At 39.4% G+C, this 26971-nt stretch carries 22 protein-coding genes; 16 read left to right on the forward strand and 6 right to left on the reverse strand.

The window, feature by feature from the left end; all coding sequences use genetic code 11:
- Window positions 1-108: 108 nt before the first annotated feature.
- Complete coding sequence (locus JQC92_RS10725) at window positions 109-711, reverse strand: arylesterase (protein ID WP_204999681.1); 603 nt, start codon at window positions 709-711, stop codon at window positions 109-111.
- A gap of 34 nt (window positions 712-745) precedes the next feature.
- Here JQC92_RS10725 and JQC92_RS10730 point away from each other — a divergent pair, with 34 nt between their 5' ends.
- The gene (locus JQC92_RS10730) at window positions 746-1471 is read left to right on the forward strand and encodes an ABC transporter ATP-binding protein (protein ID WP_239480515.1); all 726 of its coding nucleotides are present in this window, start codon (window positions 746-748) and stop codon (window positions 1469-1471) included.
- Window positions 1461-3923, forward strand: a complete 2463-nt coding sequence (locus tag JQC92_RS10735) for an ABC transporter permease (RefSeq protein ID WP_204999657.1) — start codon at window positions 1461-1463, stop codon at window positions 3921-3923. Before JQC92_RS10730 ends, JQC92_RS10735 begins: the two co-directional genes overlap by 11 nt.
- A gap of 32 nt (window positions 3924-3955) precedes the next feature.
- Here the strand turns inward: JQC92_RS10735 and JQC92_RS10740 are convergent, their stop codons facing one another.
- Window positions 3956-5380: an aminotransferase-like domain-containing protein gene (locus JQC92_RS10740; RefSeq protein ID WP_204999658.1), complete on the reverse strand. Its 1425-nt coding sequence runs from the start codon at window positions 5378-5380 to the stop codon at window positions 3956-3958.
- A 147-nt stretch (window positions 5381-5527) separates the two neighbouring features.
- Between JQC92_RS10740 and deoC the strand changes: the two genes are divergently transcribed.
- From deoC to JQC92_RS10760, 4 genes are all read left to right on the forward strand, one after another.
- Window positions 5528-6307, forward strand: coding sequence for a deoxyribose-phosphate aldolase (gene deoC / locus JQC92_RS10745; RefSeq protein ID WP_204999659.1), 780 nt, complete (start codon window positions 5528-5530; stop codon window positions 6305-6307).
- An 85-nt stretch (window positions 6308-6392) separates the two neighbouring features.
- A complete protein-coding gene (locus JQC92_RS10750; RefSeq protein ID WP_204999660.1) occupies window positions 6393-7028 on the forward strand; it encodes an alternative oxidase in 636 nt (211 codons plus the stop codon).
- A 697-nt stretch (window positions 7029-7725) separates the two neighbouring features.
- Window positions 7726-7938: a hypothetical protein gene (locus JQC92_RS10755; RefSeq protein WP_204999661.1), complete on the forward strand. Its 213-nt coding sequence runs from the start codon at window positions 7726-7728 to the stop codon at window positions 7936-7938.
- A gap of 235 nt (window positions 7939-8173) precedes the next feature.
- Window positions 8174-8410, forward strand: a complete 237-nt coding sequence (locus JQC92_RS10760) for a hypothetical protein (RefSeq protein WP_204999662.1) — start codon at window positions 8174-8176, stop codon at window positions 8408-8410.
- A 3-nt stretch (window positions 8411-8413) separates the two neighbouring features.
- On the opposite strand, the gene JQC92_RS10765 is transcribed toward JQC92_RS10760, so the two are convergent.
- Complete coding sequence (locus JQC92_RS10765) at window positions 8414-8659, reverse strand: DUF1289 domain-containing protein (protein ID WP_239480516.1); 246 nt, start codon at window positions 8657-8659, stop codon at window positions 8414-8416.
- A gap of 23 nt (window positions 8660-8682) precedes the next feature.
- On the opposite strand from JQC92_RS10765, the gene JQC92_RS10770 reads away from it, so the two are divergent.
- The 5 genes from JQC92_RS10770 (at window position 8683) to oleD (ending at window position 14801) form a co-directional block, all read left to right on the forward strand.
- On the forward strand, window positions 8683-9912 hold the full coding sequence (locus JQC92_RS10770) for a methyltransferase (RefSeq protein ID WP_204999663.1): 1230 nt from the start codon (window positions 8683-8685) through the stop codon (window positions 9910-9912).
- A gap of 199 nt (window positions 9913-10111) precedes the next feature.
- Window positions 10112-11161: a 3-oxoacyl-ACP synthase III gene (locus tag JQC92_RS10775; protein ID WP_204999664.1), complete on the forward strand. Its 1050-nt coding sequence runs from the start codon at window positions 10112-10114 to the stop codon at window positions 11159-11161.
- Window positions 11155-12048, forward strand: coding sequence for an alpha/beta fold hydrolase (locus JQC92_RS10780; RefSeq protein WP_204999665.1), 894 nt, complete (start codon window positions 11155-11157; stop codon window positions 12046-12048). Before JQC92_RS10775 ends, JQC92_RS10780 begins: the two co-directional genes overlap by 7 nt.
- 9 nt (window positions 12049-12057) lie before the next feature.
- Window positions 12058-13743 carry an olefin beta-lactone synthetase gene (oleC, locus tag JQC92_RS10785; protein ID WP_204999666.1) on the forward strand — a complete coding sequence of 562 codons (1686 nt, stop codon included), beginning with the start codon at window positions 12058-12060 and terminating at the stop codon, window positions 13741-13743.
- A 17-nt stretch (window positions 13744-13760) separates the two neighbouring features.
- Window positions 13761-14801, forward strand: coding sequence for a 2-alkyl-3-oxoalkanoate reductase (gene oleD, locus JQC92_RS10790; RefSeq protein WP_204999667.1), 1041 nt, complete (start codon window positions 13761-13763; stop codon window positions 14799-14801).
- Here oleD and JQC92_RS10795 read toward each other — a convergent pair whose 3' ends face one another.
- Window positions 14802-15521, reverse strand: coding sequence for an SIMPL domain-containing protein (locus tag JQC92_RS10795; RefSeq protein WP_204999668.1), 720 nt, complete (start codon window positions 15519-15521; stop codon window positions 14802-14804).
- A gap of 339 nt (window positions 15522-15860) precedes the next feature.
- Between JQC92_RS10795 and JQC92_RS10800 the strand changes: the two genes are divergently transcribed.
- From JQC92_RS10800 to JQC92_RS10810, 3 genes are all read left to right on the forward strand, one after another.
- Window positions 15861-17861 carry a methyl-accepting chemotaxis protein gene (locus tag JQC92_RS10800; protein ID WP_204999669.1) on the forward strand — a complete coding sequence of 667 codons (2001 nt, stop codon included), beginning with the start codon at window positions 15861-15863 and terminating at the stop codon, window positions 17859-17861.
- A 398-nt stretch (window positions 17862-18259) separates the two neighbouring features.
- Window positions 18260-19408 (forward strand): hypothetical protein, encoded by a 1149-nt coding sequence (locus JQC92_RS10805; protein WP_204999670.1) that lies wholly within the window; start codon window positions 18260-18262, stop codon window positions 19406-19408.
- A 146-nt stretch (window positions 19409-19554) separates the two neighbouring features.
- Window positions 19555-19998: a copper resistance protein CopD gene (locus tag JQC92_RS10810; RefSeq protein ID WP_204999671.1), complete on the forward strand. Its 444-nt coding sequence runs from the start codon at window positions 19555-19557 to the stop codon at window positions 19996-19998.
- 120 nt (window positions 19999-20118) lie between these two features.
- Here JQC92_RS10810 and rne read toward each other — a convergent pair whose 3' ends face one another.
- Window positions 20119-23223, reverse strand: coding sequence for a ribonuclease E (gene rne, locus JQC92_RS10815; protein ID WP_204999672.1), 3105 nt, complete (start codon window positions 23221-23223; stop codon window positions 20119-20121).
- Between the two features lie 581 nt (window positions 23224-23804).
- Between rne and rluC the strand changes: the two genes are divergently transcribed.
- A complete protein-coding gene (rluC, locus tag JQC92_RS10820; RefSeq protein WP_204999673.1) occupies window positions 23805-24764 on the forward strand; it encodes a 23S rRNA pseudouridine(955/2504/2580) synthase RluC in 960 nt (319 codons plus the stop codon).
- Between the two features lie 67 nt (window positions 24765-24831).
- Here rluC and JQC92_RS10825 read toward each other — a convergent pair whose 3' ends face one another.
- A complete protein-coding gene (locus tag JQC92_RS10825) occupies window positions 24832-25416 on the reverse strand; it encodes a Maf family protein (protein ID WP_204999674.1) in 585 nt (194 codons plus the stop codon).
- Between the two features lie 284 nt (window positions 25417-25700).
- Here JQC92_RS10825 and JQC92_RS10830 point away from each other — a divergent pair, with 284 nt between their 5' ends.
- Window positions 25701-26894 carry an acetyl-CoA C-acyltransferase gene (locus tag JQC92_RS10830; RefSeq protein ID WP_204999675.1) on the forward strand — a complete coding sequence of 398 codons (1194 nt, stop codon included), beginning with the start codon at window positions 25701-25703 and terminating at the stop codon, window positions 26892-26894.
- Window positions 26895-26971 lie beyond the last annotated feature (77 nt).

The raw sequence follows: 26971 nt of genomic DNA on the forward strand, positions 1-26971 counted from the left end.
CTAAATCGCCTTACTCTGTGTTAAAAATAGTTTATTTAGATGACTAAATTGCACTATTTCCGCCTCGATTAAGGCGATTTATTGCTCAGCTGAATTATTAAACAAAGATCAACAGCCCCTAATATTTTTAAAATAATTTTTTATAAATTCCGCAATCTTACCCTGCGCCTTTTCATTCGGGTGAATACCATCTTTTTGCATCATTTCAGGATGCGGGGCAATTTCAGTCATAAAAAACGGAATCACTGTAATCGATGAGTCTTTAGCTAAATCTTTATAGACCTGAATAAAGCTTTTGCTGTATCGAGGACCGTAATTAGGTGGAACCATTACTTCACTAACTAAAACTTTGGCTTTTGCTGCTTTAGATAGTTTCACTAAATTTGTAAGATTTGATTTCAGCTTTTTAGGTGAGAAGCCACGTAAACCATCATTGCCACCAAGTTCAATAAAAACCACATTAGGTTTAGTCGATTCAAGTAGGGCGGGCAGTCTACGCAATCCACCAGCCGTCGTTTCACCACTAACAGAAGCATTAATAATCTTATGTTCTTGCATTTGCTTTTGTAATTTAGCAACCCAACCTACATTTTCATCCATTCCATAGCTTGCACCTAAGCTGTCTCCGAGTATTAATATAGTGTCTGCAAAGGCGGGAGAAGCTGTTAAAGTAAACAGCACAGCCGCCAGTAATTTATGTTTTAAAGGCATAGCTTTGTGTTTATCAGTCTGTAAGGAACGAGTTTTGAGTGTAAATAAAGAAAAAAATCCAGCCATAAAAGTCGTCGACCTCGAAAAATCGGTAAAAACTCAAGAAGGTATGCTTAATATCCTCAAGGGCATTGACCTAGAAGTCAAGCAGGGAGATAGCATTGCTATCGTTGGTCCCTCTGGTGCGGGTAAGTCAAGCTTACTTGGTTTGCTTGCGGCATTAGATACGCCGACGTCTGGTGAAGTGCTACTCGATGGGGTTGCTTTATCAAATTTAAACGAAGAACAAAAAGCGGCGTTACGTAAAGATAAAGTCAGTTTTATTTTTCAGTCGTTCATGCTGGTGGATACATTAACAGCGCTCGAGAACGTGATGTTGCCTGCTGAATTAGCTGGTGTTAAAAACGCCAAACAAAAAGCGTTAGATATGTTAGATAAAGTTGGATTGAGCCATCGTCTAACGCATCTGCCAAAGCAACTTTCCGGCGGTGAGCAGCAAAGAGTGGCGATTGCACGAGCTTTTATCAGCGAACCTAAGGTTTTGTTTGCTGATGAACCTACTGGTAATTTGGATGGTGAAAATGGCGCTAAGGTTGAGCGTATGTTGTTTGACCTTAACGAGCAGAGTGACACAACCTTAGTTGTAGTGACACACGATATGGATTTGGCCAGCAAGTGTCATCGTCAAGTTCGAATGGAAAATGGCCAGCTTGCTGAAATAACTGAAATAGATGAAAGAGGGCGAGCTGATGGAGTTTAGTTTAGCTTGGCGTTTATTCAGACGTGAATTGCTGCAAGGTCAACTGGTGTTGATTCTATTGGCAATCACTTTGGCTGTGTTGTCAGTTAGTGGTTTATCCAGAGTCAGTGAAAGATTACAAACGGCCATTTCTGGTGAAGCCAGTAAGTTTATTGCCGCAGATAGAGTGATAGATTCGCCAGTTAAATTGGATACAACCATTCTTAAAAAGGCAGATGAGCTAGGCTTGCAGCGTGTGACCAATATGGAGTTTCAGTCTATGGTCTATGCGGGTGATGAGTTTCAATTGGTTACCATTAAAGCGGTTGGAGACAAATATCCACTAAAAGGTAAAATTGAGCTTTCATCTGGTGATGCTAAAGGCTTGCCTAAGTTAGGTTCTGTTTGGTATGAAACTCGTTTAGCGGGGTTACTCGATCAACCCAAGCAAATCGAAATTGGTCTGTCTAATTTCAACATGGCAGCACGAATTTCTCGGCTTCCCGATGCAGGCTTTAATCCTTTTGCTTCTGCCCCCGTGGTATTGATGCGCATTGAGGATGTGGATAAAACTCAGATTATTCAGCCCGGCAGTCGTATTAAATATGTTTATCAGTTTACGGGTTCAGATGATCAATTAAAATCATTTGAAACCTTTGCTAAACCACTTTTGAACAGCACTCAAGATTGGGAAGATGTCGAAAGTGGTGATTCCCCATTGGCTGGTGCAATTAAACGTGCAGAGCAGTTTTTGTTATTAGCCAGTTTGTTAGGTATTGCCTTGGCATGTACTGCAATTGGTATTGCTGCTCAACGTTATTGCCAACGTCACTATGATGCTGTAGCCATGCTAAAAACCTTTGGTGCAAGCGCTAAACAAATTCGCTTTATCTTCAGCTTTCACTTGTTGTTAATCTGTATATTAGGTATTGCGCTTGGTTTATTGGGTGGCTGGTTACTCGATATCAGTTTAACCGCATTTTTACCCGCAGATATCGCAAGTTATGATCCGTCCATGACCCGACCCATTGTACTCGGAGTCAGTACTGGTTTGCTCAGTGCCTTTATGTTTTCAGCTTACCCTCTGATGCGTTTATTGAGCATCCCGCCGTTGAGAGTATTGCAACGTCAATTACAACATATCCCAATTGGTCAGTGGCTAAACGTGGTTCTGAGTTTAACGGCACTGGGCGCTTTAGGTTATATCTATTCCAAAAACCTGACTTTGACGTTGATTGTGATGTCTACGGTTGTGGTATTAGCAATGTTGTTAATGCTGGTGGGTTATATCATGATCCGTTTAGGGCATGGTGCTGGTTTAAAAATCAGTAATCCGCTGCAACTTGCTCTCGCTGGCTTAAGACGAAGAGCAAGACAAAATGCGGTACAACTTGTGGGCTTTAGCTCTGCGCTGGTTTTACTGCTAACCATCTTTGCACTAAGACAAGACTTATTAGAGGAGTGGCAGCAGCAGTTACCTGAAAATGCACCCAATTACTTTTTGGTGAATATTGCTCCAGAAGACACAACACCGTTGGAAACCTTCTTTAATAAACATCACTTAAAAGCGACTGATATTTATCCTGTGATTCGAGGTCGAATGACGGCCATTAATGGTGAAAAGTTTATTACCAAAGCAGAACAAAATACTGGTGAAAAAGGGCGTGTGGGATTTCATCGCGAGCTCAACTTAACTTGGCGTGATGCATTACCTCCCAATAATGATATTTTAGAAGGGCATTTTAATCAAAAGCCAAATGAAGTGTCTGTTGAAGAGGGCGTAGCTAAACGTTTGGGTTTGAAGCTTGGCGATACTGTGACTTTTACGATAGATCAGCGAGATGTGACCTCGACAGTGGCCAGTATTCGAAAAGTGCATTGGGAAACCTTACAACCAAACTTCTTTATGATCTTTACTAAAGAAACGCTGTCTTCATTTGCCTATACATCAATTGCAAGTTTTCACCTCGATGGTGCTACGGCAAGCAAGGATGATGTTGTCCTTGAGTTGATTAAACAATTCCCTACTATTTCGATTATTGATGTCGGCGCTATGGTTGAACAGTTAAGGCAAATTATTGATCAAGTATCGCTTTCATTAACACTGGTTTTGGTGCTGGTTATTCTCGCAAGTTCACTTGTGTTAATTGCACAAACTGAAGCCGGTATGGCAAGCCGTAAACGTGAGTTAGCCGTGTTACGAACATTTGGTGGCTCAGGTTGGTTATTAAGATCATCAACCGTGCTTGAGTTCGGTATTCTGGGTGCTGTAGCTGGATTACTAGCGGTTTGGGTTGCAGAATTTGCGCTTTACTTACTTAAAACTCAAGTATTCGAACTTAATGTATATATGCATTGGGATTGGTGGCTAGTTGCACCAGTTTCAGGGGCGATAGTTGTTGCGATACTCGGGTTATGGCGTTGTTGGCAATTACTTTCTCAAAACTGCTCAAGCTTACTGCGTGAAAGTTAATGTATTAGGTTTATAACCTTAAATGCCTCATGCTATTTTGGGGCGTTTTTATTTAACTCGACGATTAAGTCTGCCAAGGTTTTAATCGCTTTTATATGCTTTTCATTACACTCAAATGAAGAGTTGAGCCTAAAGCAGTTTTGAAATTGTTTCGTTAACGAGAACATAGCGCCTGGTGCGATACTGATATTTTTCTCTAAAGAAGCAGAGTAGAGGTATCTAGCATCTATATGTTCAGGTAACTCTACCCAAATAAAATATCCTCCTTCTGAATAGTTAATTTTTACGTATTTAGGCATGTGTTCATTGAGAACTTTCCAGAGCGCAAACTTTCTTTGTGCTAAGGTTTTTCTTAACAGGCGTAGATGCGTTTCATAGCTTCGGGTGGTTAAATAATTCGTTAGTGCGAGCTGCATGGGTGCACTTGCAGCCATTGTTGACATCAATTGTAATTTTTGAATTTGTTCAGCTTTTGCACCTGCCGCCACCCAACCAATTCGAAAGCCTGCGACTAAGGATTTAGAAAATGAAGAGCAATGTAATGTCATGTCTCTGTGATCGAATGCTTTAGTTGGTAATGGCTTCTTACTTCCTGCATACAGTTCATGATAAACGTCATCTTCAATGAGATAAACTTTGTGCTTACTCAATAATCGTGACAGTTGTTGCTTATTCTCATCAGGAAGCGTAAAGCCCATTGGGTTTTGATGATTGGTCATTAGCCAGCAAGCTTTAACATTATGGGACTTTAAAGCTACTTCAAGTGCTTTTAAGTCGATGCCTGTTTGTGGGTGAGTATGAATTGAAAGTGCTCTCAGCCCCAGTTTTTGTAATGATTGTAATGAACCATAGAAACTTGGAGATTCAACAATCACCCAATCCCCGGGAGTCGTCACTGCTTGCAAGCACAAATTTAACCCTTCTAGTGCACCTGAAGTGATGACGATTTCATCCGGTGACACACTCATACCTTGGGCGGCATATCTTTGGGAAATAATGTGACGTAAATCTTCATTACCAGGAGGGAAGTTATCGATCATGGCTGAAGCTGGCATTGTACGAGCTGCATTTGCAAGAGAACGATTGATTTGAGCCCGAGGGTACAAGGATGCATCAGGATATACCGAACCAAAATTAATTAAGTTAGGACGCCGACTGTTCTGTAAAACATCAAAAATAATATCGTTAATATCAACTTTTTCAATAGCTTCAAAATCTGGATTAGTCCTCTTATAAGCAGGCTGGATAATCTTAGGCGCTACGACATACCCAGAACGGGAATGTGAAACGATAACGCCTTGACTTTCTAGAGCTTGATAGGCATTCAAAACCGTCATCAAACTTAGCCCAGAAATTTGGGTTTGTTTTCTCAGAGAAGGTAGCTTTTCACCAATCTCCCAAACACCATCATTTATCTGAGTGATGATACTTTCCATTAACTCTTCGTACTTGGCCATTTTACTACTCATTAAAACTGTTATAGGTTAAAAATCGATTTCTGTATCTATTACAGAATCTACTCTATTTCTATAATCCGCATCAAGAATTGAAAGGGATATTTCAGAAGAATTGTAGATATTATTTTTGATGCTGGAGAACACATTATGAAAAACAACAAGTATTACGCACAACAATCAATTGCACTTATGGATCTGACTCTTTTGGACCATACCGTAGCAGAAAGTGACATCATTGCACTGTGTAAACAAGCGAAAACAGAGTCAGGAACTACAGCTGGGATATGTATTTACCCTCAATTTATTCCTGCAGCTAGAAAGCAGCTCAAGGAGCAAGGTACACCACATATTCGGTTAGTTACCGTAACCAATTTTCCTAATGGCGGTGATGATATTGAAATCGCTGTTAGGGAAACCAAAGCGGCACTTGAGTACGGTGCTGACGAGATAGATGTAACGTTCCCATATAGAGCTCTTATTGCGGGTAATGAAGAGATTGGATTCAAGCTTTTAGCTACGTGCCGAGATGTGATTGGTGATAAAGCGTTAATGAAGGTCATTATTGAATCTGGTGAATTACAGGATGAATCCCTTATTCGTAGAGCTACCGAAATCTCAATAGAGGCGGGCACAGACATGGTAAAAACGTCTACGGGAATGGTTGATGTTAATGCAACCCCTGAGGCAGCTAAAACCATGCTCAATGTGATTAAAAATATGAATGTTCAAGGTCGTGTGGGATTCAAGGCATCTGGTGGGGTACGTACAGCGGAAGATGCGAAGCAGTATATAGATATGGCAACAGAGTTATTTGGTAAAGAGTGGAGTGAACATCCCGAAAAGCTGCGTATTGGTGCATCAGGGCTCTTGAATAACGTGCTGGGTTTGTTAGGGCATAAAACCAAAGCAGCCACAGCTGGTTACTAACTTATTACTTCTAATGATGGGTGTGTCGGAATATACACACCTATCGAAATGAAATTTTTCCTATAGACAGATGTTAGGAATTGAAATGACTGTATTTAAATTAGAGCATCGAACACCGACTAAACTTTCCGAGAAAGTAGCATATAAAATCACTCAAAGTTTAAAGTTTATTTTGAATGTATTTTATGGCACTCAATATGCTAAAAGAGCCGTTATTCTGGAAACCATTGCAGCTGTGCCTGGTATGGTTGCAGGGATGTTTAATCACTTAAAAGCTTTGCGCAGAATGAAAGACGATGGCGGCTGGATACGTGATTTACTTGATGAAGCTGAAAATGAGCGAATGCATTTGATGATCTTCCTTGAAATTGCAAAACCAAGCTGGGTCGAGCGCTTACTGGTTTTTCTAGGGCAAGGTGCGTTCATTCTAGTTTATGGCTTTATTTATCTATTTACACCTAAAATTGCACATAGAATTGTAGGTTACTTCGAAGAAGAAGCGTGTAAAAGTTACAGCGATTATATTGAACAAGTCGATTTGGGTAATGTTGATAATATTGGAGCGCCTGAGATTGCAATTAACTACTATGGGCTCAGCGAAGCGGCTAAATTAAAGGATGTACTTTTAGCTGTCAGGGAGGATGAAGCTAAGCACAGAGATAATAATCACGCTTATTCGGATGCGTATGAATCAAATCAATTGCCAGAGCATCAAAATTGAACTCAGAAAGCTCAACGTGTCCTCCTGGTACCTAGCTTTGCTGTATTTGATGGTTTCAATCGGGCTGAGTACGAGTTAAGAGTATAAAGAACTGTTGTTTTATGACGTATAGAAATAAAGAAATAGTTCTTTTTAAACATATGGTTAATGGTTTTTTAGATAAGTAGAGAAACCCACTTTTTGTTGGCTTAATAAAGATAAGTAGTGATTAAAAGGTTACTCATTTATTTTATGTCTGAATCGCTGAAATTATCTCTCTCCGCACAATCAATCAATGAGTTAGTTCACATCGCTACAGATCATTCCACTTTGACCGGCTGCAACCAGACTGTGCAATAGAAAGGTCGGATGGTTCTACTTTTGAATATACTGTTTCTTTTTTTGGCCGAAAGGTAGCTGAAGTAACTGATTCTGGATTAGATTTTTTCGTAGAACACCAAGCAATAGACGATGAGAGTGAGATTATCTGTTTAATAAATTTCTTGATAAAACACTCTTCGAAGAAACTGCTCATACTTCAAAGGAAGATCATGATCAGAAACAGGTTTTTAAACTTAAAGAAGGTACTGAGATCAGTGCTAAACATGTTGGTTTTAAACAATTTGTTCTTCAGGGTAATCCCCAAAAGCATTCAGAGCCTATATTAACAAATCACTTTGAGAGTAAACGCGAGCTAGGGTACAAAAGAAGCGTCAGTATGGGGGAGCAACAGAAAAACGGCTATCCTGAACCCGCAGATCTTAAAGATTGGGTTAACCAGGCGAGCAAACGAGTATATGAAATTGGTTACCAGTTAAAGTTGTACTTGGATGTAAAAGACATTTTATTCTCACCGTATCACAATGAAGTGAGTTTCCCCGAAGAACTTCCCGTTCGGCGTTCCTCAACAAGAGAATATGCTTTATTATAACTCTCAAATGATTGCTAGAATCAAGACATATGTCACTTTGGGGCACAAAATCTCTTTACTGGAGTAAAAGAGGAATGGGAGGTAGTTCTGTATCGCTTGCTATTGAGATCCTGGTTACATAATTCAGACAAAGTATCGAAAGAACAACAAGATTTTGAGAAGTATACAATATATAGTTTCATGTTTTCAAAACGAGATCTATTAGTAACTAAATCCGAAGTGGATGCTAAAGTTAGTGCCGAAAGTTAAACCCACCGATTTAAACCAGTCAATTTCGGTTGTTGATAGAGCTACAAAGCTGAGTAATTTGAGCGACAAGCTTGAGCCTGAGCCATTTGAATTAAACGAAAATATCCTATTTGAATCAGAAACTTCAGATGACGACGAACCCAACGTTGACTTACCACCCGTAAATGAAGCTGAATTACCATCCGCAAATGAAGATGATTTACAATTTGAATTCTTTGATTAATTCTTAACTGTTTTTGTTGTTTTTCTTTATGTTCCGCTCAGATTCTAACCATTTATCTCTGGATAGAATGCCAGTATTATTTTCACCTTGAAACTTCTTTTTTCGTTCATCTAATTTGGCTAGAATAATCAGCTTTTGTTCGTCATCTATTTTGCCCCAAGCTACTATTTCATCAATATGACGATGACAACCCATGCAAAAGTCATCATCATTTAAACCACAGCGGGCAACACAAGGTGAATTAATCATTTTATTTTTTTGTAGGAGTTATTTTGGTTGATTTTACCAAAGCTTTTGCTGCTGTAAACAATGTGTTAGTGAATACTAAAAGTCTTTGGCAAATTGTGGCTTTTGTACATCTCGATATCCCTTGGCAATTGGAGTACCCTGTTTTATATCAATTTGTCTCTCAGCTATCCAACGAAGACATTGACAATATAGACGCAAACCACCAACGACTTATAGAACTACTGCTTCCTAAGCTGAATCAAGATCTCGGCAATAATGCGTTTGATAAAACACTTTTCGATGCTCGACCCGATTTTGTTTCTCGAATAGAAAAGAAACAAATCGCAACTGATATAGGGCGTATTTCGTCTGGTATAAAAGGTCGAAAATGGGAACAAATAACTCAATTCTCTAACGCTGCTTTAAAAGAGGGGGAAGCACCAAATTCTTATTTAGAGTGGTGTGCTGGAAAAGGGCACTTAGGGCGACTTATCGGCAAGTTTTATAAATCAGAAGTGGTCAGTTTAGAGTGGCAGCAACAACTGTGCGAACTCGGAGAGATTCAAGCAAAAAAACATGGTATAAACCAAATGTTTGTTCATGGAGATGCTTTTGAATGTGACTCAAAATTATTTAAACCGCAGCAACATGCGCTCGCACTGCATGCTTGTGGTGATCTTCATGTAGAGCTGCTCAAGCAAGGAGCTAAAGCCGAAACGAAAAAGCTTACTATTTCACCATGTTGTTATCATTTGATTCGAGATGAGCAATACCAGCCTTTGTCACAACCCGCTAAATCAAGTGAGTTAATATTCAGTAAATTTGATCTTAGGTTACCATTGCAACACAGTTTGATTGCCAACGAAAAACACAACCAATTACGGAACAGAGAAGTGCATTGGCGACTGAGCTTTGATGCACTACAAAGAGACCTACTGGGCTCTCAAAAATATCTCCCTTTACCTACAGTAAAACAAAGTCAGTTAAGTGGTACATTTGAACACTTCTGTTACTGGGCCTTTGATGTAAAAAATATCATTTATAATGAAGAAGTTGAATTTGAAAAGTATTTAACTATTGGCGCACAAAGGCATCGAACCTCTAAACAAATTGATTTAGTTAGGCACGTTTTTCGATATGTACTTGAAATGTGGCTTGCTTATGACAGAGCGCTTTTCCTTGAACAACATGGTTACAAAGTAAGTATTAATACATTTTGCGATATGTCAGTGACACCAAGAAACTTAATTATCGATGCAAAAAAGTGCAAGTGAGCATGATTTTGTGAAATTTTGGTTAAAATAGGTTGTATTGATAGTATGGTATTGTTTTAAATGACTATTTAAAGCTTATCTTTAATGAAGAATCATTGCTAAACACGAATAAAATACAGTTAAAATGACGGTTTTTATTGAATATCCGTCAAATTCTTGGTCAAATGTCGCATTAATTTGAATTAGTCTAATTTTTTACATGAAATATTCTCGGGTTTTCATAAATAGCCTGTCTTATGAACTCGCTCCAGAAGTGGTATCGAGTAATGATTTAGAGTCTCGTTTAGCGCCTATCTATCAAAAGTTTCGTATTCCTGTGGGGCAACTTGCTGCTCTAACTGGCATAACAGAGCGTCGCTGGTGGCCCAAAGGGCATCGTTTATCAGATGGAGCAATCACGGCTGCAAAAAAAGCCATTGATGAAACTCAAATCGATGTAAATGAATTAGGTGTTGTCGTATACACCGGCGTCTGCCGCGATCAACATGAGCCAGCAACAGCGTGTCGCATTGCCTCAGAAATTGGTGTTTCTAAACACACAGCTGTTTATGACATCAGTAACGCCTGTTTAGGTGTATTGTCTGGTATTTTAGATATTGCAAACCGTATCGAATTAGGACAGATCAAAGCAGGAATGGTCGTTTCAGCTGAGTCTGCTAGAGATATTGTCGATAGCACGATTGAAGATATGCTTGCAGAGCCGACCATGCAAAAGTTTGCTTTGTCGTTAGCGACTTTAACAGGCAGTTCTGGTGCCGTTGCTGTAATTTTAACTGACGGCAGTTTCGAACTTAAAAACCAACGTCAGCATCAGTTGCTTGGTGCATCTCATCTTTCAGCTCCAGAGCATCACGAATTATGTCAGTGGGGGCTTCAAGAAACAGGACAACACTTGTATCGTGAGTTTATGAAAACTGACGCCGTTGCTCTATTAAAAGAAGGTGTAGAACTCGCTAAGCATACTTGGGAACACTTCTTACAACAACGTAATTGGTTAGTTGAGCAAGTTGATAAAGTGATTTGTCATCAAGTTGGTGCTGCAAATAGAAAGCAAGTGCTCAATGCGTTAAATATTCCGTCTGACAAAGAGTTCCCCACCTACCAAAAGCTTGGCAATATGGGGACCGTATCTTTACCTGTAACGGCTGCAATTGCTCATGATCAAGGCTTCTTAAAAAAAGGCGACCAAGTCAGTTTCTTAGGTATTGGGAGTGGCTTGAACTGCATGATGTTGGGGTTGAAATGGTAGACGTAGATAAATTATCGGCATTATTGCCATGTAAGGGACACTTTTTTGAACGCAATGGCTTAAAACAGCATTATCTAAATCAAGGAAGTGGTGAACCTGTCGTCATGGTTCATGGAAATCCAAGCTGGAGTTACTACTATCGCAACTTAGTTGAGCAGCTTAAGCAAGATTATCAGTGTATTGTTCCAGATCATATAGGTTGTGGTTTATCTGATAAGCCGGGTGATAATGCATACGATTACACCTTAAAAAGCCGTATTGACGATTTAGAAGCATTACTAGAACATCTAGACGTTAAAGAGAATATTACTCTGGTCGTTCATGATTGGGGCGGAATGATCGGTATGGGTTATGCTGCTCGACATCCAGATCGTATCAAACGATTGGTTGTTCTAAATACAGGAGCGTTTCACTTACCTCAGTCAAAGCCGTTGCCCATTGCTCTGTGGATTTGCCGTAATACTTTGCTTGGTAGCATACTGGTTCGTGGCTTTAATGCATTTTCTTCAGCAGCCTCTTATGTTGGCGTAAAACGTGTGCCGATGCCAAAAGCTGTCCGTGAAGCATATGTCGCCCCATTCAACTCTTGGAAAAACCGAATTTCTACATTGAGATTCGTACAAGATATTCCAATGACTCCTCAAGATAGAAATTATCAATTGGTTTCAGATATTGCTGCTGGCCTCGAAGCCTTTAAAGATACGCCGATGCTTATATGTTGGGGTTTAAAAGACTTTGTATTTGATAAGCATTTCTTGGCAGAATGGAAAACACGATTTCCGAATGCTGAAGTTCATGAGTTTGATGATTGCGGCCATTACATCCTTGAAGATGCAAGAGATGAAGTATTGAGTGCCGTATCGAATTTTATGGCTCAGCACGATTAAGCTGAATGAATGCAAAAACTACAATCAGAAAATAAAAGTTACAACCTCTGCTGCCACCTTGTGGCGGCGGGGAAAAATAACCCAAACGACCTCGCCGTTGCCATTCAAAAATTCTCTCGTGGGCAGTACCAATATCAAGAACTGAATTTTCAACAACTCGACTTGCAAAGTAATCGGGTTGCAACTGCATTGCTTGAACATGGACTCAAGCCAGGTATGAAAGCAGTTTTGATGGTAACGCCAAGCATTGAATTTTTTCAGCTTACATTCGCATTATTTAAAGCTGGAATTATACCTGTCATTGTTGACCCAGGAATGGGCGTCAGAAATCTCAAACAGTGTTTTAATGAATCTGAACCAGACGCTTTTATTGGTATCCCCAAAGCACACATTGCTCGCAGATTACTAGGGTGGGGAAAAAGTAGCGTTAGTATTAACATTAATGTTGATAGTTCAAATTTATCCGGCTTACAAAGTATCATTACCGGCGCAATAAATTTGTCTACGATACTTCGAACACAACACTCAACAGAATTTGATTTAGAACGCTTTAATGCCGACGATATGTGCGCTATTTTGTTTACCAGTGGCAGTACAGGAACACCTAAAGGTGTGGTTTATAGTCACCGGATGTTTGAAGCACAAATTACAGCGCTGAGAGAAGACTATGCTATACAGCATGGAGAGCGAGATTTAGCAACATTCCCATTGTTTTCTCTATTCGGTCCAGCGCTTGGAATGGCGTCGATTGTACCGGATATGGATGCCAGTAAACCAATCACTGCAAATCCAAAGCACATCTTTGCAGCGATAGAGAAGTATCAATGCAGTAATATATTTGTTAATCCAGCTTTGCTTGATGTTGTAGGTAAAGCAGGAAGTCAGTCCAATCATAAATTACCATCCATAAGACGAGTGATTTCAGCAGGTGCTCCAGTAACCATAGAAGCGATAGAGCGCTTTTCAACAATGCTCAATGATGGTGTAGAAGTCTTGAGTTCATACGGTGCTACGGAATCACTGCCGATTTCAAAGTTTTCAAGTTATGAACTGGTAGATACTGCAAAAGACACGAATTCTGGGGCAGGCATATGCGTTGGCTATCCAATAGGGAATGTTAACGTCGCCATTATTGAAATTAGTGAAAAACAAATCCTAGAATGGGATGATTCGTTAACTCTACCGAGTAATCAAATTGGTGAAATTGTGGTTTCTGGTGATATGGTTAACCAGCTTTACTACCGACGAGATGCAGCAACCCAAAAAGCCAAAATCTACGATAAAGATTTAGGTCGAATGCGCCATAGAATGGGCGATCTTGGGTATCTTGATGATCATGGACGTTTGTGGATGTGTGGACGTAAAGCGCATCGTGTTGTTACTAAGTCGAAACTCTATTATTCCGTTTCATGTGAGCGGATTATCAATACTCATCCTCAAGTAAAACGCTCAGCATTAGTGGGTGTTCAAATTGAAGAGAAAACCGAACCTTTAATATGCTTAGAGTTAAATCAAGATGTGGTGTGCAGTAAATCGAAAAATCTGTATGCAGATTTAAGAGAGCTTGTTGAACAGCACCAGCAATCGTCAGGGATTTGTCATTTCTTAATCCACGACGGTTTTCCAATGGATGTTCGCCATAATGCTAAAATATTCCGAGAAAAGCTTGCCGTTTGGGCGCAGAAGAGAGTTTGAATTTAGGTTTGAATACTATGGAATTACATCATCTAGAACAACGAGCGCTTGAAAAACTAGCTTTAAAGGTACGTCATGTATTTGTCACTGGTGCCAGTGGGTTTCTAGGTCGAGCGATTACCTTAAGGTTAATTTCAACTGGTATTAAGGTTACTGGCTTTGCTCGTGGTAATTACCCTGAATTAGAAAAACTGGGTGTGACAATGGTTAAAGGTGACTTAGCTAATGAACAAGCTGTTGTTGATGCAATGCTAGGTTGTGATTTAGTTTTTCATGTGGCTTCAAAAGCTGGTGTTTGGGGAGACCGAGACAGTTACTTCAAACCTAATGTTGATGGTGCATCGAATATTGTGAAAGGCTGTAAGACCCACAATATTGCATATCTGGTGTACACCAGTACACCGAGTGTTACTTTTAGTGGTGAAGATGAAGACGGTATTGATGAAAGCACGCCTCATGCGACTCATTTTTTAAATTATTATGCTCACTCAAAGTCATTAGCAGAACGTCTCATTTTAGATTCAAACAATACGACTTTAAAAACAGTCGCGTTAAGACCGCACTTAATTTGGGGCCCAAGAGATCCGCATTTAGTACCAAGAGTATTAGAACGAGGAAAAGCAGGTCGGCTAAAGCTAGTCGGAAACAAAGATAAATTAGTTGATACAATTTTTATTGATAATGCCGCTTATGCACACATCCAAGCTGCGAATGAGCTCATGTCTAAGAATTCTAAGTGTGCTGGGCAAGCCTATTTTTTAAGTAATGACGAGCCTATAAAAATGGCTGAAATGCTCAACTTAATTTTGGCCTGCGATGGTTTGCCACCCGTCACAAAAAGAGTACCAGTGAGTTTAGCTTTTGCTGTAGGCGCTTTGTTGGAAGTGATATATAAAGTGCTCTATAAACAAGACGAGCCAATGATGACTCGTTTTGTTGCTAAACAGTTATCCTGTAGCCATTATTTTGATATTTCAAAAGCTAAAAACGATTTTGATTATCAGCCTATAGTCACAATTAAAGAAGGTATGGAGCGACTGGCTAACTCGCTCAAATAATTAATCCGAAAGATAGTAGGTCACTGTTGAAACAACCCTTACCTTTTTAATTTGTGGGTTGTTTTTGTCTCTTTCAGAAATACTAAACTGACCTTGTGAAGCTGTCTTTATTTTACCTAGACTACTTTTAGAATCCGAAGCGAACTTCTCAGCAACGACTCGCGCATTTTTTGTCGCTTCTTCAATCATCTTCGGTTTAATCTCATTGAGTCGTGTAAAAAGGTATTCAGTTCGGGCATTATAATCATTGCCATTAAATACAATGCCTTGTTTGCCTAATTCAGACAGTGCCCCCATAACGTTTCGGACTTTGTCGACTTGCTTAGAGTAAACGGTCACGGTTTGTTGGGCTGTATAACGGAATTCGGCTTTTGAATCACTGCTGTATCGTTGTGCTGATTTATCGGTGATCTCAGGAGAGGAAACTGAAACCTCAGAAGCTTTAATGCCATTTTTGATAAGAAAATTTTTTATTTTTTTTGTATTTGTTTCAATTGAATCATAGATTCCACTGATTTTATTGTCAGCAACGGTGTATTGAATCGGCCAAATAACGACGTCTGCAGGGTAATCTCTTTCAGAAAGACCTTTTACATTCACAGTGCGCTCAAATTGGCGGTATTTTATGGCTGAGTTTCCGAGTGTATAGCCCAATATTGATAACCCTAAGGCTATTAATATTCCAAGTATGAGGGCGCTTTGATAATTAGTATTTTTCATTTTGCTCTCCGATCATTCAGTATCAATGAGAATATAGAAAAAAAAAGCGATGTAAAGTAGAACAAGAAGTAGGGTAATAGCACTAAACGTGCACTGTTAAAATAACATTGTTGTCATGCAGTCATTTTTGTAATGTGAGCTATGGCTATGGTTTTTATTCGCTTTGGTGGTGTCGTTCAAAATAAAGTTTGATCAATGTCAATAAAACATGCCCAGAAGTTAAAGTTTGTTCAATTTATAATCCTAGAGTGTTTACTTATGTTTGTTTAAAATTTAACTTACTCCTCATGAAAATAGTGTCGCCTTATGGCACTGAATGATCAAATATGGGGTTGAAATATGCGTTGGCAATGGATTTTAAATCTGGGCATTACTCAGAAATTGACGCTATTAATTTGCCCTCCAATTATTGGTGCTTTGATTGGGGGAAGTTTTTTGATCAAGGAGGAGTGGGAGTCTTACCAAAATTTACATTCTTTAGTGCAGTTGACTGAATTGGCTGAAACGAACAGTAACTTAGTGCACCAACTTCAAAAAGAACGCGGAATGAGCGCAGGATTTATAAGTTCAGGTGGCGTATCATTCAAGCTGAAGCTTGTTTCTCAGAGACAGCTCGTTAATAAAGAGATTCAAAAGCTCAAACAAAAAATAATTAATACTCACTATTCTTCAAGTATCGATTCCGGATTAAAGCAACTTGAAAGAGAACTATCAGAATTGCACTTGATTCGACAAAGTGTCGATACCCTCAATATTTCACTGAAAGATCAAGTCGCTTACTATACGGAGATCAATAACCAACTGCTTTCAGTGGTCGATGTTATTGTGAAGCAAGCACAAGACCACACTATTTCAATAGAGGTAGCAGCATTTGGTGCTTACCTTCAGATGAAGGAGAGGGCAGGGATTGAACGTGCAGTATTAAGTACAACTTTCGGCAAGAACAGTATTCCAAGTAATAAGTTTGCTAAGTTTATTAATTTGGTTGCTGAACAACAAAGTTTCGAAAATCGATTTTTTGCACTTTCCTCAGAAAAGAACATGACGAGATATCAAAATCAAGTTCTCAGTTCACAAGCTGTATCTACAGTAGAGCATTTAAGAAATGTTGTTCGTGATATGAACATAGATCAAATTGAACACACAACGACAGAATCGTGGTTTAAAATAGCAACAAGTAGAATTGAATTACTAAGAAAGTTCGAGTTACATCTTTCTTCTCAAATCATTGACCTGACGAAGGTAAAGCTAAAATCAGCAGAGATGTTTTTGATTTTAGGCTCACTGGCGTTATCTGTATTCGTCTTAATTATATTTGTATTAACATTATCAATTGCAGGTTATCTTCGCTCAAATATTAAGTTTTTAAGCAAAAGCATTGCTCGAGCAGGTAATGAATTGGATTTGTCTATTCGAATAGATAATTCAGCTAAAGATGAATTGGGTGAATTGTCTAAAGCTTTTAATTGTATGATGACGGAATTTGAAAAAGTTATCCTCAATACAAAAGAAAGTTCAGTGTTAATTGCGAATACCGTCGAGCACATTAATCTCGCAAGTGAAGAGATGCAAAGTGATGTTCTAAAAGGTCAAAGCCAGGCTGAGCAGGTTGCAGCGGCAATGACGGAACTCAGTGCTACTGTTAGCCAAATTGCTTCGAATGCTGCCGATGCTGCTCATGCGTCGTCTGAAGCGGCTCAGGAGGCTAGAGAAGGGAATACAGAAGTCGAAAAGACAGATAAATCAATTCACGATCTTTCTGCAGAAATGAATGCAGCCTCAAGTGCAATCAACAACCTGGATAAAGAAATTCATGGCATTGTAGGTGTGTCAGATGTCATTTCGGGTATTGCAGAGCAAACCAATCTACTTGCTTTGAATGCGGCCATTGAGGCTGCTAGAGCAGGTGAAACTGGGCGTGGATTCGCAGTGGTGGCAGATGAAGTAAGAAGTCTTGCTCAACGAGCAAAAGCGTCGACAGCTGATATTAAAAATATGACTGATCGTCTACAGTCTGGTGCTGAAGAGGCTGTACAAGCAATGTCACGTGGACTAGAAAAAGCTCATGAAAGCGTATCTGAAGTTCAAACGGCTGGAGAAGATTTAAATCGCATTGTTCAGTTTGTCAGTACCATTGATGACATGAATGTACAGATTGCAACAGCAACTGATCAGCAAAGCGCAGTTACAGAAGAGGTTAGCAATAACGCTACTGAGATAAATGAATTGTATTCTAACTCCAGCAATATTGCAGGAAAGATAAGTCAATTAAACAGTGAGTTAGCAGAAGCTTCTGAACAGCTGGACAAACGAGTTAAACAGTTTAATCTTTCGATATAAAATTGTTGAAGCCTAGGGCTGTTTGTCTTTTAGGATTAAATTTTGTGCGATTTGAGCATTTGCCTGTTTTAAGTGTGAGCAGTGGAGCTTAGCTATCTAAGTAAACTGGTTACAACACAGAACAATGAATGCTCAAAAAGCAACGTAGCCAGCGATAATTGGTCGTCCCTTCATCGTTATCGCTTGCCTATTTTTAGAAACCAAACTGCACAAGCTCTGCCTTGAATCAAACAACTAATTTATCGTTGTAAAAATAACCACAAAAGAGAAACAGCCTGTAATTAAACGTTAGGCTTTTTATTTCACTCTTCCTGCGCGAATAAAATCATTAACGAAATTTAACGGATACTGTTCTTAAATTTGATAATGTTCATTATTTGAATATTTGTGGGAATGATATGTCAGTTGAAGGTGTAAAAACAGTTGATATAGATCCTAATACTCAGGTAACGAGAACAGTCACAGATCCTATATCTGGCGAAAGCAGCTCTGTTGTTAAAATAACAAAAGATTGGAAGGTTTGTGAAAGGTATTGTGATCAGTTTCTGGGTACGCAAGTGTCGTCACAAAGTTGGTTTATAGAACATAATAGTTTTTTAGTTGCAGTAGGAGCCCCTATTCTATATTGCACTGATATTGGTGGTCATTTATTTAAATTGGTTGAACGAACTGAAGTTTCTAATTCAAAGCCTTCTGGTAATAAAAATGCCATAACCCTAACTGCACAATCAAATGAAAAGAAGCATTTACAGTTTGCTGTTAAGAGTACGCATTCGAGTAATGATATTCTGCAATCATTCATAAAAGAGAAAAATGAAGTTACGACAACCGAGAGATGCAAGCACAAAAGAAAGTCCCCATGCGAACCAGAAGAAGCGGTAAAGAAAACAAAATCAGAAAGCAATCAAATTGATGAGTCGTCAGTATCTGCTTCAGATTCAGTACCCAAGTTACGGATTACGGTAAGTAAATATGGGAGGGCTGGTGAAAGATATTCCATTAGTACTGTAGATCAAGAGGCCAGTTCTATTTTATTAACTGAAGCAGAATTTTTTAAGAGTCTATCTGAGGAAATTATGCGTATAGCTAATTTAGATTACGACGGCTTCAAATCTTATTTAGATGCTCTTTCTATCGAACCTCAGCTTGAATCAAATCAAGAAAAGGTAACCCTCTCAGCATTAAGGTCTGTCATAGAGAAAATGGAAAAAGAGCAGGGCTATTCATTAAGTTCTATCGAGTTCAAAGAGCATTGGAGGTGGTGGGTTTGCTCTCTTTATAACAGAGGAATCATCACTCAAACAGATGAATGTAAAAAAATCAGTTTAGATTGCTGTAATCTATTAGCTGCTAAAGGAAAGTTAGATAAGCGAATCAAAAAGTTGCATGAATCTATCAGTAAACCGGGAGCACTTCACTGTGATAAAGTAAACTTTTTAGAAGAGTTGAAAAAATTAGGGACGATAATCATGACTAAAGTCGAACTTGAGATGACGCGGAAGTATAGCAAGCAGAATGATGAACAGATATCCAAGTTGAGAGATTAAGAGTTAGAAATAAGAGTGCAGAAACTATTATTGGGTGAGATCTAAATAAAGATAATTATATTTGTAATTCGAAATTGTCCAAAATCAATTTCTTTTTGATTCACAATTGCTAAGGTTTGTGCAAATGACAATATCGGATCTTATCTATGTACACTGTCGCTCTGACATTTCACTTACTGGCTGCAACCGTTTGGACAGGAGGGCATATCGTGCTCGCCACCACTATCTTACCTTACTCAATTAGGCATAAAGATTTAGCGTTCATTAAGCTCTTCGAAAATTGCTACGAAAAAATTGGTATTCCTGCCCTCATTATTCAGATTTCAACAGGCCTCTATTTGATGAAAGTCATGACGCCTGATGGCGTGACCTTGTTTGACTTCTCAAATCCAATATCTAAGTTAATCAGTTACAAATTGATATTACTGCTATTAACGGCAATTTTAGCGATCGATGCACGCTTGAGGGTGATACCAAAACTATCTGAAAAAACACTGTGGTCTTTGGCTTGGCATATTATTCCTGTGACCATTATCAGTATATTGTTTGCTTTAGTGGGTTTATCTTTTAGGACTGGTTTATTACGTTAAGTTAAAGTTTATGTAAATAAATCTCTATTGAGCGAAACAGTGATTAAAATAAACTTCTTGATACAAAAACGCCTTTTCAAATGAAAAGGCATTTTCTTTTTCTTAACTTAACCAGTTGAGTTAAATCTGAGGGCTCGCCATTTCAGATTGTGCACGGTTTACTGCACGATCTTTTGGTGTAACCTCAACCTCAGAACGTTCGTAAATACGTCCTTTTGGTGTTTCAACGTCTCGCTTAGGCATTACTTCAGGTTTTTTTGTATCTGAACTTGTCATTGTCACAAAACGGCTTGAAGGTTTAGCTACAGCTTTCTTTTTAGCTCTTGGCTTTCTAGCTGGTTTTTGAGCTTTAGTTTCAGTTGCTTTTACAGGTTCAACAATAATAATGTCTTCTTGTAATGCTTCTTCGTGCTTTTCAACAGATTGAACATCGTCAGCTGTTGCTTCAGCTACTGTTGAATCACCTTCGTCGTGAACTGCAACGACAGGTTGAGTTTCAGCGCCTGCAACAACTTCTTGAATTACTTCAGCTACTGGAGCTTTGTCTTCGGTTGATGATTCAACTGCTTTAGGCTCTGCCTGTTTGTCAGCTTTTTTAACTCTTGGCTTTCTAGCTGGCTTTTTAGGCTTTTCTACTGTTTCAGTTTCAACTTCGTTAGTTGTTTGTTCTGTAGCTTTCGCTTCTGCTTCTACAAACAATTCTGCTTGGGCTGGTTTCTCAGTAGCTTTTGCTTCGTCTGAACTTTCTAATTGTTCGAAATCGAAGGTGATTGGCATCTCTTCGTGAGCTTCAAATACTGGCGCATCTTCAGACTGAGCAGGTTTTTCATCACGACGACGTTTTTGACCTGCTGCTCTTAAGTGGCGAGGGCTACGACGACTACGGCGAGTAGGCTCTTTATCTTCTGATTCGTCAACTTGATTTTCTGCAACAACTTCTTGAGTGCTGGTTTCATCTACTTGAATTTCAGTATTAGTAGGCTGAACCTCTTGATCAACAATCGCTTGTTCTTTATCAGCAATTGCAGCTTTAGTTTCTTCAGCTTCAGCTTCAACCTTTTGCTCTGCAGCAAGTTCTTTTACTTCAGCTTTTGCTTTTGGCTTGCGACGAGTTTGACGAGGTTTAGTTTCTCTCGCTTCTTTCTTCACAGGCTTGTCTTTAGCTTCAGTTTTCGATGGCTCTACAACTTGAGATTCGGTTTCAGCATTGTTGAGCAATGTCTCTTCTTGCGGCTCGTTATTTACACGAACCTTTCGCTGCATCTTTCTACGCTGACGACGTTCGCGTACTGCTTCTTCCTTCGGCTCTTGTGCTTGCTTTTTAGGCTGGCGAGCTTTAGCTTCAGGCTTTTCATTTCGAGGTGCACGTTCTTTGCGTTCTTTATTATCAGAAGGCTCGTTATCTCTCGCTTCATTATTGCGAGGACGACGTTTGTCATTACGACGGTTGTTGCGGCGCTGATTTCTGTCTTGCGGCTTGCGGCCAGACTTTGACTTGTTTTCTGGTTGTTTTTCTTCACTATTGAATAAACGAGTGATTGCAGAAACAAGAGAGGCAAATAATCCTTTGCTTTCAGAATCTTTTTTCTTAGCTGGTTTTGCGTTAGTTGGTTTGGTTGCTTTAGGCGCTTGTTTCGGTGCACTGAAACCTTTAAGAGCAGGTTGAGCAGCTGTTTCTCGCTCTAACTTACGAGGTTCGTAAAGTTTCGACTCAGGTTTTTCTGTACGGTTAAAACTCGATTCAATAACTTCTTCATCTTTACGAAGACGGACTACTTTGTAGTCCGGAGTAGTCATATGTGAATCTGGGATTACATAAACATCTACACCGTGGCGCTCCTCAGTAATACGAATTGCTTTACGCTTTTCGTTCAATAGGAAAGCTGCTACGTCTACTGGGACGATAGCTTCAATTTGTTTGGTGTTTTCTTTAATCGCTTCTTCTTCCATTAAACGTAAGATAGAAAGCGCTAAAGACTCAGTACCACGAATAGTACCTTGACCATGACAGCGTGGGCACAAGTTAGCGGCAGATTCTTCAAGAGAAGGGCGTAAACGTTGGCGTGACATTTCCATCAAACCAAAGCGTGAGATACGACCTAATTGAACTCGTGCTCTGTCATGCTGAACTGCATCACGTAGACGATTTTCTACTTCGCGTTGGTGCTTAGCAGGTGTCATGTCGATAAAATCGATAACAACTAGGCCGCCTAAATCACGAAGACGTAATTGACGTGCAATTTCATCAGCTGCTTCAAGGTTGGTATTTAATGCAGTTTCTTCAATATCACCACCTTTCGTTGCACGAGAAGAGTTGATATCGATAGAAGTCAGTGCTTCCGTTGGATCGATTACGATTGAACCACCAGAAGGTAAACGAACTTCACGTTGGAACGCTGATTCAATTTGAGATTCAATCTGATAGTGTGTAAATAAAGGCACTTCAGATTTGTACGGTTTAACACGCGCTACAAAATCAGGTCTAACTAAGCCAATATGCTGTTTCGCTTCTTCATAGATACGAGCATGATCAATTAAGATCTCACCAACATCACGGCGTAAGTAATCGCGGATTGCGCGAGCAATAACATTACTTTCTTGGTGAATTAAAAATGGTGCAGGTTTTGAGTCTGCAGCTTCTTTAATGGCATTCCAGTGGTGTTGTAAAACATTCAAATCCCACTTTAGCTCTTCAGCATCTTTACCAACACCTGCAGTACGTACAATTAAGCCCATGCCGTGTGGTATGTCTAATTGTGATAGTGCAGCTTTTAGCTCTGTACGCTCATCACCTTCGATGCGACGAGAAATACCGCCGGCACGTGGGTTATTCGGCATTAATACTAAATAAGAACCTGCCAAACTGATAAAGGTAGTAAGTGCAGCGCCTTTGTTACCACGCTCTTCTTTATCAATTTGTACGATAACTTCTTGACCTTCAGACACCACTTCTTTGATGTTTGGACGGCCTTGGAAAGTATATCCTTTTGGAAAGTAATCTTTAGCAATTTCTTTTAAAGGAAGGAAACCATGGCGTTCAGCGCCATAATCGACAAATGCAGCTTCTAGAGAAGGTTCTACGCGGGTGATTTTGCCTTTGTAAATATTCGCTTTTTTCTGCTCATGACCAGGACTTTCAATGTCTAGGTCATACAGCTGTTGCCCATCAACTAGGGCAACGCGCAACTCTTCCGATTGAGTTGCATTAATTAACATACGTTTCATGATGACATCATTCTTCTATTTAATGGGTCATCAAACATTGCGGTAGATCGCATTATGGGCCTGGTGTAAAAATACAAACCTCACGGCTTGATCAACAGGCTAGTAATAGGTGCGCAAGATGTCTGTAAGACGCAATCGCTGCGTGTCGCTACCTTAAGTTACTCATTTATGTTGTCATTTCTGTAGACCGACGAATTTCTTTGGTTGTCGATCGTTGTCATAAATTCTGGGTAATATTCCAATAATGCCGAATCGAACACAACTGTTTGATAACCAGTTAAAATATTGTTCAAATTCTTGTGGGTCTTAAAGATAAACCATGATTTCATGGTTTCAGTCTCAGGTTTGGCTTTTAATCAATGTATTTTTAAGTTTGATCACTATAAAGCTTGCAACTCAATCAGTTGCCACCTTGTTGAATGAATTTTTATCTAAGAACCACGCGCGGCTAAGCAGTTAAAATAGTCTATTTTCATTTATTACTGCATTCCAATTGTGAAATATAGCAATAATTGAAAAATTCAGCAATCAAAAGCAGAAAATCTTGTACAATATCGACATTAGATACAGATGAATTTCCAATGACTACACAAGAAATAGCCGTAAAAGTCCACTTCGTCACAATTGATGAAGATAATGAAGGACAGAGAATAGATAACTTTTTGGTCACTAAACTTAAAGGTGTACCGAAAAGTATGATTTATCGCATTATCCGCAAGGGCGAGGTACGAGTTAATAAAAAACGCATTAAGCCCGAATATAAATTACAAATAGGTGACATGGTTCGAGTTCCACCTGTACGGGTTTCTCAATCTAATCAAGATAACGCTCCATCTCCGAAACTTGCCAAGGTTAATCAATTAGAAGAGCGTATCGTTTATGAAGATAATTATTTGATCGCATTAAATAAGCCTTCAGGTATTGCTGTTCATGGTGGTAGTGGAATCAATTATGGCGTGATTGAAGCTTTACGCAGTTTGAGACCTCAACAAAAGTTTCTTGAGCTCGTGCACCGACTTGATAAAGAAACTTCTGGCATCTTACTTATTGCTAAGAAAAGAAGTGCCTTAAAGCATTTACAAGATCAGCTGCGCAAAAAGTTGATGCAGAAAGATTACCTTGCGCTAGTAAGAGGCGAATGGCAAAAGCATGATAAGTTGATCAATGCACCATTGCTAAAAATAACCCTAAAATCAGGTGAACGCATCGTACGTGTTAATCCCGAAGGGAAACAATCTCAAACTCGCTTTAAAATTGTACAGAAATACCAAGGTGCTACTTTAGTTAAAGCCAGTCCTTTAACAGGGCGTACTCATCAAATTCGTGTGCATTGTCAGTATGCAGGTCATCCAATTGCGTGTGATGAAAAGTACAGTGAAGCTAAATTTGATGATTCTATGCGAGAACAAGGATTACGACGTTTATTTTTACATGCAGCGCAGCTTGAGTTTACTCATCCGAATACTGAACAACGAAAAATTGTTCAAGCTAAAATAGATGATGATTTAGATGCAGTTTTAGCTAAATTAAAAAGAGCTTGATATTAGTACCGTTCTTCGACGAGAGGCAGGGTAATGGCCTGATTTTTTTCAGGCCATTTTATCGGCGCTATAAAACGTGGAAATTAAACGCTTTCAATAACTCAATTAGCTTAATCAAAGGTAATCCAACTAAAGAGTTTGGATCATCGCCTTCTAACTTTTCAAATAATGCAATACCAAGCCCTTCACTTTTAAAACTGCCTGCACACCAAAGTGGTTGTTCTTTATCGACATAACTGCTGATTTGCGCTTCAGATAGATTTTTGAAGTGAACCGTAAAAGGTTCAACTAATGAAGCAAATTTTTGAGTTTGCTTATCAAAAACACAAAGTCCCGTATAAAAAGTAATACTCTTTCCTGAAGCGGCTTTGAGCTGTTCAATTGCCTTTTCAGTCGTCAGCGGTTTTCCAACAATTTGACCATCAATTACCGCCACTTGATCAGAGCCAATAACCAATGCATCAGCGGGATCAACCATCATTGCACCAGCTTTAGCTTTTTGAATAGCCAACCTTTCAACAAGTTGGATTGCCGATTCATCATTTTGTGGCGTTTCATCAATATCTGGTGAAACGGATGAAAAGGGAAGTTTTAACTTTCTCAACAGCTCTTGGCGAAACTCAGAGCTGGAAGCAAGGATAAGTTGTTTCATTTTTATAATGCAGATCTAAACGGTACTTCATTGTGTTTTTTAATCTGAAACGAATCAATCACTTTTTACCAATACCGACTTCTCATTCAGCTTTATTCAATATGATGTAAATATAATCTGACAAAAAAAACACCAAAAACGGCTGATTAGACCAATTAGTGCTTGCTTTACGTTAGCGTAAACGTCACATTATGCTCATTAGAATAAAAATTCATGTGCAAAGTTTGTGCATAAAACATAACTTATGTAAGCAGAATGCTGAGTTAAAGGTACTGGAGTAGATAATGAGTTCGGAAAAACTTGACCAAGATATCGTGATTGTTTCAGCTAAACGAACCCCAATGGGTGGCTTTCAAGGTTCACTTTCAAGTGTGCCATCTCCTAAGTTGGGTGCAGTAGCAATTAAAGCACTGGTAGACGAAACAGGCATTGCTGGTGACAAGGTCAATGAAGTATTAATGGGTTGTGTTTTACCTGCGGGAGTTGGGCAAGCACCTGCTCGCCAAGCAACATTAGGTGCAGAACTGCCATTATCTGTTGGCGCTACAACACTTAATAAAGTGTGTGGCTCAGGCATGAAAACCGTGATGATGGCACATGACCTTATTAAAGCGGGTAGTGCAAATATCGTTATTGCTGGCGGAATGGAAAGCATGAGTGCTGCGCCATATCTGCTAGATAAAGCTCGTGGCGGTATGCGTATGGGACATGGTAAAGTGATGGACCATATGTTCCTTGATGGCCTCGAAGATGCATATACCGGCGGTGCGATGGGCACGTTTGCACAAAAAACTGCTGATGAGTTTGGAATCACTCGTGAAAAAATGGATGAATTTGCATTAAGCTCACTTGAAAAAGCTAATGCAGCCATTAATTCAGGTGCATTCAAAAACGAAGTCACACCAGTAACAGTAACCTCTCGTCGTGGTGACACCATTATTGATACTGATGAACAACCTGGTAATGCTCGTCCAGATAAAATTCCTGCATTACGTCCAGCGTTCGCTAAAGACGGCACTATCACGGCAGCAAATTCAAGTTCTATCTCTGACGGTGCTGCCGCAGTCATGGTGATGACTCGTGCTCAAGCAAAAGAAATGAACTTAGATGTTTTAGCTTCGATTAAAGCGCATACAACACACTCTCAAGAACCCGCTAAATTCACCACGGCTCCTGTTGGCGCAATGATGGATTTAATGAATAAAGTTGGTTGGTGTAAAGACTCTGTTGATTTATACGAAATCAATGAGGCATTTGCCATGGTAACAATGCTGGCAATTTCTGAACTCGGTTTAGATTCAGCAAAAGTGAATGTTAATGGCGGTGCTTGTGCTTTAGGTCATCCAATTGGGTGTTCTGGCACTCGAATTCTTGTGACTTTGATTCACTCACTTAAAAACCGCGGCTTAACCCGTGGTGTTGCATCATTGTGCATTGGCGGTGGTGAAGCTACAGCAATGGCAATCGAAGTCGAATAAATCAATCCCGAGCGAAAATAATAATAAAAGCTCAATGCAACTAACTTTTCGTTAGCTGCTGTATTTCAACAAATAGG

This window comes from Parashewanella hymeniacidonis (assembly GCF_016900895.1).
GTDB classification, from domain to species: Bacteria; Pseudomonadota; Gammaproteobacteria; order Enterobacterales; family Shewanellaceae; genus Parashewanella; species Parashewanella hymeniacidonis.